Raw genomic sequence first — 11,841 nt, 5'->3', positions numbered from 1 at the left:
ACTTCGAGGTGTTGACAAACCCCGTCATCTGGGATGAAAACACAAAAAAGTAATGGGACAGGCAAAAAAATAGCGCCTTGGAGGTTATCCTAAGCACTTAATCATTCGTTTGAGGTTCAAGGCGGTTGCCGAAAGGAGGCAGTGGTCTTCCGCTGCCTCTATTCCTCGCCTGAACAGGCACCTTAAGTTGTGCATCCATTTCTGGGCCGCAAAGCTGCCCTCACACCAAATCTGCCGCAGGCCGAGAATACGCTTGTGGGTAGAAGCGTCGTCCGTTTTCCGCTGCCTTTTTACGGCTTCCTCAAAGATGTTCTTCCGGATGGTTCGGCTTCGGTGGCTGTTGCTCACACATTTGCTCAGCATCGGGCAGGCCCGGCAGTCCTTCCTGTCGGCTCTGTATATCCGGCAGATATTGTAGCTCTCCCTCTCAAGGCTCCGCAGTGTCAGTTCCTTTCCCCATGGACAAAGGAAGCAGTCCTTTTCCGCATCGTACCGAAAATCCTCGCGCTTGAGCTCCACCTTGTAGGTCGCCCCGCCCGTTTCCCCGGGCGTGTGCAGCCGGATGCCCATATCCTCCATCGCCCGGTAAATCATGCTGGTGCCGTAGGCGCTGTCCGCGCCGGCTTCCTGAATTTCCAATCCCATGTGTTCCCGCATGTATTCGATGCGCCCCAGGTATGGCTCCGAATCGTTCGCGTTTCCTGGCGTCACCGCCACGTCTACCACGATTCCATGAGCGGCGTCTACGCTTTGGTGATCCAGATAGTGCATCCCCTCCGGTTTCCCCGACCGCCGCAGCATCCCGGCATCCGGATCGGTGGTGCTGACCGTCTTTTCCACTTTTGTGCTTTCCTTTTTCTCACGTCCGGCACGCTGCGGCTTGACGGCGCCGGATGACTCCAACCTCACACGTTCCTCTGCTTCATACCGGTCCAGCCGTTCCATGTAGTCCGTTGTCTTGCGCTCCGCCAGCACTTTTGTATTCGCCTTAAAGGAAGCATTCGCTTTTACATGCGTGGAATCTGTCAGAATGATCTTTCCATCCACCAGTCCCTTTTCCATGCATAGATGCAGAATATGCTCGAACAAGTGGCGGAACACATTTTTTCCATGAAATCGCCTGCGCCGATTTTGGGAGATCGTAGAGTGATCAGGCACCCGGTCATCCAGATCCAACCCCAGAAACCACCGGTAGGCCATATTTACTTGAATCTCCTGCTCGATGCGCCGTTCCGATTCGATTCCGTACAAATACCCGACCAGCAGATATTTTACCAGCACTACCGGATCGACCCCAGGCCTTCCGTTATCTGGGCAGTACAAATCCCGAACCTCGTCGTAGATGAAGCTGAAATCCACAGCCTTTTCCAATTTTCGCAAAAAGTGCTCCTGCGGCACCAGATCCTCAAGGGTGATACAGTGCATTTTTATTTGTACCCCGGCTCGCTCTGTCAGCATCCCTAAACACATCCTACTGCTTTTTCTTTGCCTATATTATACCATTTTTGCCCTTCCTTTTGCTACTTTGTCAACACCTCGAACTTGGCCCGAAGTTCTAAAGTGCAACCAGTTTTGCAAGATGTTCCAAGAGCCTTGCATGCTGCTTCCATAGTTCGTCATAGCCTTTTTGCAGTTCTTCAATTTCAGATGGATAGGCAGTATGAACTTATGACGAACTACCTTCAGGCGGCTTTTTCTTTTGTACAAATAGGGAAAATAGTTTTATATGTTTTCTGTGTGTAAGAGTCGCTTTAAAATATCAAATATCTAGCCCAAAATCAGTTATACCGGCACCTATCGAGATGTTTTCCTAGCCTGATCGACTGCGCCTAAACCATAGCCGTAAACAAAAAAGACTCACAAAGCAATGAAGCATTGTGAGTCTTTTGGTGCCGGTGATCGGACTTGAACCGATACCCTGTCGCCAGGACTGGATTTTGAGTCCAGCGCGTCTGCCAATTTCACCACACCGGCAAGAACAACGTGGCTTATTATAAACTATTTTCGACTAAAAATCAAGCGCCTACACAAAAAATGTTTTGCAGGGGCCGCTGCTCCATGAAAAACGGCGGCCCCGCTTAAAAAACCGATCTTTAGTTTTACTTTTCCTGCTTGTGAATGCCGCTGTACACGATTCCGCGCATGGCGTCTACTGTTACGGTGGTTCCGCTTTTCAGCAGCTGCGTGGCGTTTTCCGCATTGACGATCACCGGCTTGTTCAGGGCCATCCCGGCAATCGCCGCGTGGGAATTGAGCCCGTCCTGCTCGGTGACGATCGCAGCGCTCAGGCGGATCAGCTCCATCAGTTTGTTTGTCGTGTGGGGCAGCACCAGAACATCGCCGGGCTTAAAGCGCTGCCAGGCTTCTTCCTCCGTCTGGCAGACGCACAGGTTGCCGCAGGCATAGCTTTGGTTGACGCCGCGCCCCGAAACAAGGATGTCTCCCACCATCTGCACCTTCAGCAGATTGGTGGTGCCGGAAAAGCCCACGGGCACGCCGGCCGTGATGACGACGACGTCGCCGTCCTTGACCAGGCCGCGGTCTCTCGAGACCTTTACCACATGGTCAAACAGCTTGTCGGTGTTAATCTGTTCCTCCACCATAATCGGAATCACGCCCCAGGAAAGGTTCATCTGGCGGCGCACCGTTTCGCTGGTGGTACCGGAAATAATGGGGCAGGCCGGGCGGTATTTCGAAACCATCCGGGCGGTTCTGCCGGATTTCGAAACCGTGATGATCGCCACAGCACCCAGATCGTGCGCCGTGGTGCAGGTAGCGTGAGAGATCGCAGAAGTAACGTTTGGCGATTCCTTACCGACCAGCTGTGCAAAGCGGGATTTATAATTGATATCGCGTTCGGTACGCTCGGCGATGATGGACATCGTCTTGAGGGACTCAATGGGGTATTTGCCGGCAGCCGTTTCGCCCGAAAGCATGATCGCGCTGGTGCCGTCGTAGATGGCGTTTGCCACGTCGGTGGCCTCCGCACGGGTGGGGCGTGGATTCTTCATCATCGAATCCAGCATCTGGGTGGCGGTGATGACCTGCATGCCGCCGCTGTAGCCCTTCTTGATCAGACGCTTCTGCACGACGGGGATTTCCTCCAGAGGAATCTCTACGCCCAGATCGCCGCGGGCGATCATGATGCCGTCGGCTACGCGGATGATCTCGTCAATATTGTCCACGCCCTCACGGTTTTCAATTTTGGCGATAATGCGCATGCTGTGGCAGTTCAGCTTTTCCAGCTCACTGCGCAGCTCGAGGATGTCGCGGGCGCTGCGCGTGAAGGATGCGGCAATAAAATCAAAATCCTCCTGCACGGCAAAGGCGATGTCGCTTTGATCCCGCTCGCTGATGAACGGCAGGGAAAGCTGTACGCCGGGCACGTTCACACCCTTGTTCGCGGAAAGGGTGCCGCCGTTTAATACGGTGCAGAGAACATCGGTATCGGTACAGGATTCCACTCTCAGCTCGATCAGTCCGTCGTCGATCAGAATGTGAGAACCGTGGTCTACGTCCTTCGGCAGATTGGCAAAGGTGACGCTGACGATTTCATCTGTTCCGTCAACCTCTCTTGTGGTCAAAGTGAATTTCTGGCCCTGCTTCAGCGTGACCTGCGGGGTCGAAAAGGCTCTGATGCGCACTTCGGGGCCTTTTGTATCAAGCAGCAGCGCGATGGGAAGATCCAGCTCCTGACGCAGCTTTTTCACCATATCGGAGCGAACCTTCTGCTCTGCATGGGATTGGTGGGAAAAGTTCAGACGGGCCACATCCATGCCGGACAGCATCAGCTGACGAAGAACAGCTTCTTTATCGGTTGATGGGCCAAGCGTACAGATGATTTTCGTTTTTCTCACGGTAATTCCTCCATTCGAACGGGCGGGTTTTATGGTTGAGCGCACAGCGCAAATCCTGATTTTCTTCACGCTAATACTACATCATATTTCGTGAAAAATCAAACAAATATTAATGAGGTAAAAGAAAATAGGTACCTTCTCTGGATTACAAACAGATATTGAAAAATTTTATGATAACATATACAATAAGAAAAGAGAAAATGAAACGGCATTCGGCCGCGATCATGCGGTGCGGTGCCATAAAGGGAGGAGTGCGCAGCGTGGGGCTGTGGAAAAGGAACGGCCGGTCCGGCCGCCGCGGGGAAAGAGTACTCAAAAGCCAGCCCGGCTGGCGCGGTGTAAATCAGGTAAGGCGGCTGCGGATTCTGATGACGGTGATCGCGGTGGTCATTCTGATTTCGGTAACGGCGGGTCTGCTGCTGGTTTGGTATCAGCTGCATCCGTCTTTGGAGAAGGAGCTGTTCGCGTCCTCGGCTCCGGAATATTCGGAGCCGGTGCAGTCGTCGGCGGCCAGCAGTGCGCCGGATCTTCTGGTACTGGTCGGCAGCGGGCGGGGTTTAATGGAGGGCGTTGTGCCCGATCTGACGGAACAGGACGGAGTCCAGGTGGACAAGCGCCTGGCTGCGGCGTATGAAGAGATGAAGAAAGCCGCGGCAGATAGCGGCGTTGCGCTGAAGATCACGCGGGGCTATGTCACGGCGGAGCAGCAGGAAGCGCTGTACAAACAAAAGGTGCAGGAGCTGGTGGCGGCGGGCTACACACAGGTGCGCGCCGAGGATACGGCGCAGTCTTTGGTGGAACGCGGCGGCTACAGTGAATACCAGACCGGCCTTGCGGTGGATTTTGAGCTGACCGGCGGAACCGGCGGGGCGCAGTCGGAATGGCTTTTGGTCAACGGTCCTCAGTACGGCTTTGTGCTGCGGTATCCGGAGAACAAAACGAGCGTCACGCAAAAAAATGCGGAGCCGCAGCATTTTCGCTACGTAGGGCAGGAAAATGCCCAGCGCATGCGCCAAATGGGCTTTTGTTTAGAGGAGTATGTCTCTTATCTTTCCAAACAATCGAAAAAATAAAGATTTTGCTGGAAATACTACTTGATTTTTGAATCGCATTGTGTTAAAATTCCTTTGTTATACTTATATTGATAAGTTGTACTTTCGTTGAAAGAGGTGACAGGAATGAAGGAAGCAATCCATCCGAAGTACCAGAAGACGACCATTAAATGCGCTTGCGGAAATGAGATCGAGACACGGTCTACCAAAGACAACATCCGCGTTGAAATATGCTCCAAGTGCCATCCGTTCTTCACCGGCAAGCAGAAGCTGATTGATACCAGCGGTCGCGTGGACACATTTAAAAAGCGTTACGGTCTTCAGGGCAAATAATCATCCTGAAGCATCCTGCGGAAGTTTTAGCTGGAATTATGGGGGGCGGCGCGATGCGCCGCCCGTCTTTTTATCCTTACTTGTGAAAAGGCGGGGCGGGCTTATGACAGAATACAAAACCATCAGTCAAAATGCCTGTGCGGAATTTACGGAGCGTCGTTCCCGGTTTATCGGCTATGCAAGGCCGGTTTCTACCGAGGAGGACGCGATTTCTTTCCTGAACGAAATCCGCCAGAAGCATTGGGATGCTTCCCATAACGTATACGCTTATTCGCTGCGCGGCGGCCAGCTGCGCCGGTACTCCGACGATGGCGAGCCGCAGGGCACGGCAGGGATGCCGGTGCTGGAGGTCCTGCAGAAACCAGGCATTGTCGATGCGGCCATTGTGGTGACTCGTTATTTCGGCGGTGTGCTGCTGGGCGCGGGCGGTCTTGTACGCGCGTATTCCCATGCGGCCTCGCTCGGCATTCAGGCGGCAAAGCCCATTGTCATGCGCCTTTGCTGGCTGCTGGAGCTTTCGTGCGATTATTCGCAGTACGGGATTCTGGCGGCGCTGATTCCGGAGTGCGACGGTGTAGTGGATGATTCGGATTTTACCGAAATCGTCACGCTGCGCTTCCATATGGCGCAGGATGATGTGCCTTTGTTCCGCAGACGGTTGGCGGATGCCACCGGCGGAACGGTGGAGGCAAAACAAGCGGGAGAAAAATATTTTGAGTGGAAGCAGGAGTTTTAGGCCATCTTTGCGTATATCCTTATGAGAGGATTGCGGGTGATCATTATGACCGTAAGAGAGAGAACTCAACTGCTCGAAGAGCAAATTTTGTCGCCTTATGCGACATTATCGAAAAAGACCCAGGGCCGGGACCGGCCTGAAGAGGAATGCGAGATGCGCACGCCGTTTCAGCGTGACCGCGACCGCATCATTCACTGCAAGGCGTTTCGCCGGTTAAAGCACAAAACGCAGGTGTTTTTGTCGCCCGAAGGCGACCACTACCGTACCCGACTGACCCACACGCTCGAGGTTTCGCAAATCGCGCGAACCATCGCGCGCGGATTGCTGCTCAATGAAGATCTGACCGAAGCGATCTCGCTCGGGCACGATCTGGGACATACCCCGTTCGGCCACGCGGGCGAGCGGGTGCTCAACGAGCTTTGCGAGCACGGCTTTCGGCATAATGAGCAGAGTGTGCGTGTGGTGGAGAAGCTCGAAAACGAGGGCCGGGGCCTGAACCTGACCAAAGAAGTGCGCGACGGGATTCTGTGCCATACCAGCGGAACCCAGGCGCAGACGCCAGAGGGACGCATCGTCCGCCTGGCGGATAAGATCGCTTACATCAATCACGATATTGACGACGCAGTGCGCGCGGGCGTTTTGTCCGAGCGGGATATCCCCGAGCACATCACGAGTGTGCTCGGCACCCGAAGATCAGTGCGTATCGGTACGCTCGTCAAATCCGTGATCCGCGCAAGCGACGGGGCAGAGATCCGCATGGAAGAGCATATCTTCCCGCTGTTTTTGGAGCTGCGCCAGTTTATGTTTGAAAAGGTCTATTTCAATCCTTATGCCAAAAAGGAGGAGGAAAAGGTTCCGTTCCTGATCAAAACGCTGTTTGAGTACGCGAAGAATCCCGCGCATTTGCCGCTGGATCTGCGCGAAACAGCGGAACTGGAGGGAACCGAACGGGCCGCCGCGGATTTTATTGCCGGTATGACCGACCGGTATGCCGTGGTGCTGTTTCAGGACATCAGCGTCCCAAGATCCTGGGACCATTGAGCACCGGGGATAGGAGGGGGATCAGTTGGCGCTGCCGGATGATTTTTTACAGGAGCTGAAAAGCCGAAGTGATATTGCCGACGTGGTTTCATCCTATATCAATCTGCGGCACAGCGGCAGAACCTTTTCCGGGCTCTGTCCGTTTCACAGTGAAAAGACGCCGTCGTTTCATGTGTACCCCGAAAACGGTTCATTTTACTGCTTCGGGTGCGGCGCGGGCGGCGATGTGATCACGTTTATCCGCCGGATTGAAAATCTGGATTATATGGAGGCCATCCGGCATCTGGCACAGCGGGCCGGGATTTCCGTGCCGGAAAGCGACGCGGATCAGGGCCTTGCCAGAGCCAAGGGGCGCATTCTCGAAATCAACCGCGAAACCGCGCGGTTTTACCACACTCAGCTGATGAGCGAGCAGGGCACGCCGGGGCGGGAGTACCTATTGGGCCGCAGTTTGACCCCGCAGACGATTCGCCATTTCGGGCTGGGTTACGCGCCCGATTCGCGCTTTACGCTCGTCAATTTTCTCAGCGGCAAGGGCTATACGCCCGAAGAGCTGCTGCAGGCCAATGTCGCGGTCCGGGCTTCTACCGGCCGGGTGATGGATCGTTTCTTCGCCCGCGTGATGTACCCGATCATCGACCTGCGCGGGAATGTGATCGCGTTCGGCGGGCGGACACTGGGGGACAACAAGCCGAAATATCTCAACACGTCCGATACGCTCGTTTTCCATAAAAGTACGGGGCTGTTCGCGATGAACTTCGCGAAAAACAACGCGAAGGACGGCCTGATTCTGGCCGAGGGCTACATGGATGTGATCGCGCTGCATCAGGCGGGATTTCAGAATGCCATCGCCACGCTCGGCACGGCGCTTACAACAGAGCAGGCGCGGCTTTTGGCGCGCTACACAGGCGAGGTTTTTCTGTGCTACGATTCGGACGAAGCCGGGCAGAAGGCCAGCTCCCGCGCGATTCCGCTTTTGCGGGACGCGGGGCTTACGGTGCGGGTGCTCAGTCTGAGCGCAGGGAAAGACCCGGACGAATTCATGCGCTCCTACGGCGAGCAGGGACCGGCGCGATTCCGCCAGCTGATGGAAAGCAGCGGCAACGACGTGGAATACCGCCTGCAAAAGCTGCGGGCCGGTCTCAACCTGCAAACGTCTGACGGAAAAGTGGCGTACCTCACTGGTGCGGCAGAGCTTCTTGCTACGCTCGACAACCGCATGGAGCAGGAAATTTACGCAGGCCGCCTGGCGGAGGAAATCGGGATCGAGCGGTCCTCGATTCTGATGCAGGTGGATAAAAACATGAAAAAGCGGCGAAAGGATCAGCAGCGGAAAGAGTTCCGGGCGTTTCAGCAGCAGACGGCAGGAATCCGCGATACCGTGAATCCGGAAAAAAGCCGGCATTTGCGTGCGGCCAATGCGGAGGAAGCGCTGATCGTTTACCTGATGCAGCATCCGGACGCGGCAAAGACGCTGGAAGCGGCTCTGCCGCCTGAAAATTTCGTTACCGCATTCAATCGTCGATTATATACGGTCATTCTGGGGAAGATTAAGGATGGCAAGGCATGCGGCCTTACAGACCTTGCGGGAGAATTCTCCGTGGAAGAGATTTCTTCTGTTGCGAAAATGCTGGCAGATTACCATCAGGTTAATGTGACTGCTCAGGACGCAAAGGAGTACCGGAATGTGATTTTACAGGAAAATGCAAAGCTGGAGCCGCAGGACGCAGCTGCCGCGGCGCCGCAGGACATTCGGGACTATCTGCAAAGACTAAGGGAGCAGAAAAAATAGGGGGAACTACCAATGGAAATGCCTGATAAGAAGACAGTCATCAGAGATCTGATCGAACTGGGAAAAAGCAAAGGACAGCTTTCGACGAAAGAAATTCTGGACGCTCTCGGCGAGCTGGATTTTGAGCCGGAGCAGATTGAAAAGTTTTACGATACACTCGAAAGCCAGGGCGTTGAGATCATAGAGGATTTTGCCAATATCCCGCTCGAAGGACTCGATATTCCCAGCGGCGAAGGCGAGGATGTGGAGGCTGCTCTGGCCACCGAAGGAATTGCCATCGACGACCCCGTTAAGGTATACCTCAAAGAGATTGGCCGCGTTCCGCTGCTCACCCCCGAAGAGGAAATCGATCTGGCCATCCGCATTTCAAACGGAGACGAAGCCGCAAAGAAGCGCCTTTCCGAAGCGAACCTCCGTCTGGTCGTCAGCATCGCCAAGCGGTACCTTGGCCGCGGAATGCAGTTCCTCGACCTGATTCAGGAGGGAAACCTCGGCCTGATTAAGGCGGTCGAAAAATTCGATTACACCAAGGGTTTTAAATTTTCTACCTATGCAACGTGGTGGATTCGCCAGGCCATCACCCGTGCGATTGCCGACCAGGCAAGAACCATCCGCATCCCCGTGCATATGGTGGAAACGATCAATAAAGTGAAGAAGGTATCGAGCCAGCTTCTGCACACGAACGGCCACGAGCCGACAGCCGACGAAGTATCTCTGGAGCTGGACATGCCGGTCGATAAGGTTCGCGAGATCATGCGGGTCGCGCAGGAGCCGGTTTCGCTCGAAACCCCGATCGGTGAGGAGGAAGACAGCCACCTCGGCGACTTCATCCCCGACGATGAAGCGCCCGCCCCGGCGGATGCCGCTTCCCACACGCTTCTGCGTGAGCAGCTCGGCGAGGTGCTCGACACCCTCACCCCTAGGGAAGAAAAAGTGCTTCGCCTGCGTTTTGGCCTGGAAGACGGCCGTTCCCGCACACTGGAGGAAGTGGGTAAGGAGTTTAACGTTACCCGTGAGCGCATTCGCCAGATTGAGGCAAAGGCGCTGCGCAAGCTCCGTCATCCCAGCCGCAGCAAAAAGCTGAAGGACTTCCTGGATTAATGGAAGGAGCCTCGTCATGCACATGACATTAGAAACGGACTATGCGGTCAGAATCGTCGATTTTCTGGCGGCGTCCAATCAAAAGGCAGATGCGCGTAGCATTTCTGAGGGGACCTGTGTTCCGCCGCGATTTGCGCTGAAGATTCTGCGCAAGCTGGTTTCCGACGGGATCGTGCAGTCCTATAAAGGGGCGCACGGCGGTTATACGCTGGCCCGCCCCGGCAGCCGGATCACCCTGCGCGAGGTCATTGAATCGGTGGAAGGCCCGTACATGATCAGCCGGTGTCAGCAGGATGAATATGCCTGTACGCATCAGGCTTGCCGGTATCACCGCATCTATGCCGAAATTTCGGAATCGGTGCGCAGGCAGCTGGATTCCTACACCTTTTCTCAGGTAGAGCCGTGCGGAGCGGCCTGCCGTTCCGTAAAGGAGCAAGAGAAAGGGAAAGCGGAGGGCTGCCCCGGAGTGGATAAGCAATTGCCCTGATGCAGACGGGGAAAAATAAAAAATATCATGGCTTCGTTTTACCGGCGCTGCCATATAGAAAAGGGAAAGGAACTGTTGGATACAGTTCCTTTCCCTTTTTCTGTAGAACACCCACCGGCTATGCCGGCGAATCGGAAAAGAGTGTTTGGCTGGTAGAAATCTGAAAGAAAACGCTCACAAAAGCTTTTTAATACCCTGTTCACTGTGTGTTGTAATCTGTATTGAAAAGCAGAACCGGCGAAAACAGAAGGAAAGATAAAATCAAACAGCCCATAAAGCAAATGGAATTCTCTTGAAACATCAGGCCGTATCAGACGCTGCAATGGCCGGGGGCGACTGTTGGTTATACCAGTGCACGAAAAGCATCAGCTGCATGATCGGTTTATGCTTCTAAATTGCGATAAGAAAATTACTCAAATGAAATATTGTTATTTATTTATATAACTTTGACAATAAAGCAACGATTATTGACAGATGTTTTTATTATAGTTAATATAAATATTGGTAGCACCAATAGATGCGGCTGGCGATCTTCCAGCCTGTTATTTGCGGTGCTCCGCAGACAAACACGGCGCCCCGGCAGCGGAGCCTTGGACCCCGGCGCAAATGGGGAGTCATATGGGAAAAGGAGAGCGAAAATGAATCTGTTAGTATGTGTCAAGCAAGTACCCGATACAGCGGAAATTCGTATCGATCCTAAAACAAATACGCTGATCCGCTCGGGCGTACCCAGTATCGTCAATCCGTTCGACTCTTATGCAATGGAAATGGCAGCCCGGCTGAAGGACGCAGTGCCGGGCAGCAGGATCGTAGTGCTGTCTATGGGGCCGGAGCAGGCCAAGACGGCGCTCAAACAATGTTTAGCGGTGGGGGCAGACAAAGCGTATCTGGTCAGCGACCGCGCGTTCGGCGGTTCCGATACGCTGGCAACCAGCTATATTCTTTCGCGCGCCATCGTTCGGGTAGAGGAGCTGGAGGGCAAATTCGATTTGATTTTCTGCGGCAAGCAGGCAATCGACGGCGATACGGCCCAGGTGGGCCCAGAGATTGCGGAGCACCTGGATTACCCGCAGGTGACCTGTGCGGTTGGGCTTTCTGTGGAAGGCGACACTGCAAAAGTCAAGCGCGAGTCGGAAGATGATTTTGAATTGCTGGGCGTAAAAATGCCGTGTGTGATTACGGTGACGAAGCTTCCCTATGAGCCGCGGTACCCCACCATCCGAACCAAACTGGCCGCGAATAAGGTCGAGATTCCCACTCTTACCTCCGCGGACCTGACGATCGACCTCAGCCGCGCAGGGCTTAAGGGTTCGCCGACAAAAGTGAAAAAAACCTATACGGCGCCGCAGAAGTCCGGTGGGGTCAGAATTCAGGAAGAAAGCGGGACAGATTCAGGCAAAAGGCTGTTTGAGTCGCTCTGCGAAACCTGTGTGATATAAGAG

10 protein-coding genes and 1 tRNA gene are annotated in these 11,841 nt (G+C 54.3%); 8 read left to right on the top strand and 3 right to left on the bottom strand.

The features are described from left to right. Positions 1 to 84 precede the first annotated feature (84 nt). From HMPREF1141_RS00575 to pyk, 3 genes are all read right to left on the bottom strand, one after another. Complete coding sequence (locus HMPREF1141_RS00575) at positions 85 to 1,458, bottom strand: IS1182 family transposase (RefSeq protein WP_009059751.1); 1,374 nt, start codon at positions 1,456 to 1,458, stop codon at positions 85 to 87. A gap of 429 nt (positions 1,459 to 1,887) precedes the next feature. Further along, positions 1,888 to 1,974: transfer RNA gene (locus HMPREF1141_RS00570), tRNA-Leu, on the bottom strand. A gap of 125 nt (positions 1,975 to 2,099) precedes the next feature. Then, positions 2,100 to 3,857, bottom strand: a complete 1,758-nt coding sequence (pyk, locus tag HMPREF1141_RS00565; RefSeq protein ID WP_009059863.1) for a pyruvate kinase — start codon at positions 3,855 to 3,857, stop codon at positions 2,100 to 2,102. Between the two features lie 200 nt (positions 3,858 to 4,057). Between pyk and HMPREF1141_RS00560 the strand changes: the two genes are divergently transcribed. The 8 genes from HMPREF1141_RS00560 (at position 4,058) to HMPREF1141_RS00525 (ending at position 11,838) form a co-directional block, all read left to right on the top strand. Continuing rightward, a complete protein-coding gene (locus HMPREF1141_RS00560; protein ID WP_242824534.1) occupies positions 4,058 to 4,930 on the top strand; it encodes a M15 family metallopeptidase in 873 nt (290 codons plus the stop codon). Positions 4,931 to 5,035: 105 nt separating this feature from the next. Next, the gene (gene rpmE / locus HMPREF1141_RS00555; RefSeq protein ID WP_009059810.1) at positions 5,036 to 5,242 is read left to right on the top strand and encodes a 50S ribosomal protein L31; all 207 of its coding nucleotides are present in this window, start codon (positions 5,036 to 5,038) and stop codon (positions 5,240 to 5,242) included. A 103-nt stretch (positions 5,243 to 5,345) separates the two neighbouring features. Further along, on the top strand, positions 5,346 to 5,978 hold the full coding sequence (locus HMPREF1141_RS00550) for a YigZ family protein (RefSeq protein ID WP_009059753.1): 633 nt from the start codon (positions 5,346 to 5,348) through the stop codon (positions 5,976 to 5,978). A 45-nt stretch (positions 5,979 to 6,023) separates the two neighbouring features. Beyond that, the gene (locus HMPREF1141_RS00545; protein ID WP_035316324.1) at positions 6,024 to 7,019 is read left to right on the top strand and encodes a deoxyguanosinetriphosphate triphosphohydrolase; all 996 of its coding nucleotides are present in this window, start codon (positions 6,024 to 6,026) and stop codon (positions 7,017 to 7,019) included. Between the two features lie 25 nt (positions 7,020 to 7,044). Further along, positions 7,045 to 8,811 carry a DNA primase gene (dnaG, locus tag HMPREF1141_RS00540; protein WP_009059769.1) on the top strand — a complete coding sequence of 589 codons (1,767 nt, stop codon included), beginning with the start codon at positions 7,045 to 7,047 and terminating at the stop codon, positions 8,809 to 8,811. Between the two features lie 18 nt (positions 8,812 to 8,829). Next, a complete protein-coding gene (gene rpoD, locus HMPREF1141_RS00535) occupies positions 8,830 to 9,912 on the top strand; it encodes an RNA polymerase sigma factor RpoD (protein WP_187119584.1) in 1,083 nt (360 codons plus the stop codon). Between the two features lie 16 nt (positions 9,913 to 9,928). Further along, on the top strand, positions 9,929 to 10,399 hold the full coding sequence (locus HMPREF1141_RS00530; RefSeq protein WP_009059785.1) for an Rrf2 family transcriptional regulator: 471 nt from the start codon (positions 9,929 to 9,931) through the stop codon (positions 10,397 to 10,399). A gap of 638 nt (positions 10,400 to 11,037) precedes the next feature. Continuing rightward, positions 11,038 to 11,838, top strand: a complete 801-nt coding sequence (locus HMPREF1141_RS00525; RefSeq protein WP_009059749.1) for an electron transfer flavoprotein subunit beta/FixA family protein — start codon at positions 11,038 to 11,040, stop codon at positions 11,836 to 11,838. The last annotated feature ends 3 nt before the right edge of the window (positions 11,839 to 11,841 follow it).

This window comes from Clostridium sp. MSTE9 (genome assembly GCF_000277625.1).
Taxonomy (GTDB): domain Bacteria; phylum Bacillota; class Clostridia; order Oscillospirales; family Acutalibacteraceae; genus Faecalispora; species Faecalispora jeddahensis.
Note: the sequence above shows the minus strand (reverse complement) of the source record. Positions and strands in the feature narration are given on the sequence as shown.

Excerpts from the sequence above, each read along its gene's own strand:
- HMPREF1141_RS00575 (WP_009059751.1), bottom strand. The coding sequence starts at position 1,458 with ATGCTGACAGAGCGAGCCGGGGTACAAATAAAAATGCACTGTATCACC.
- HMPREF1141_RS00560 (WP_242824534.1), top strand. The coding sequence starts at position 4,058 with ATGAAACGGCATTCGGCCGCGATCATGCGGTGCGGTGCCATAAAGGGA.
- rpmE (WP_009059810.1), top strand. The coding sequence starts at position 5,036 with ATGAAGGAAGCAATCCATCCGAAGTACCAGAAGACGACCATTAAATGC.
- HMPREF1141_RS00550 (WP_009059753.1), top strand. The coding sequence starts at position 5,346 with ATGACAGAATACAAAACCATCAGTCAAAATGCCTGTGCGGAATTTACG.
- HMPREF1141_RS00545 (WP_035316324.1), top strand. The coding sequence starts at position 6,024 with ATGACCGTAAGAGAGAGAACTCAACTGCTCGAAGAGCAAATTTTGTCG.
- rpoD (WP_187119584.1), top strand. The coding sequence starts at position 8,830 with ATGCCTGATAAGAAGACAGTCATCAGAGATCTGATCGAACTGGGAAAA.
- HMPREF1141_RS00530 (WP_009059785.1), top strand. The coding sequence starts at position 9,929 with ATGCACATGACATTAGAAACGGACTATGCGGTCAGAATCGTCGATTTT.
- HMPREF1141_RS00525 (WP_009059749.1), top strand. The coding sequence starts at position 11,038 with ATGAATCTGTTAGTATGTGTCAAGCAAGTACCCGATACAGCGGAAATT.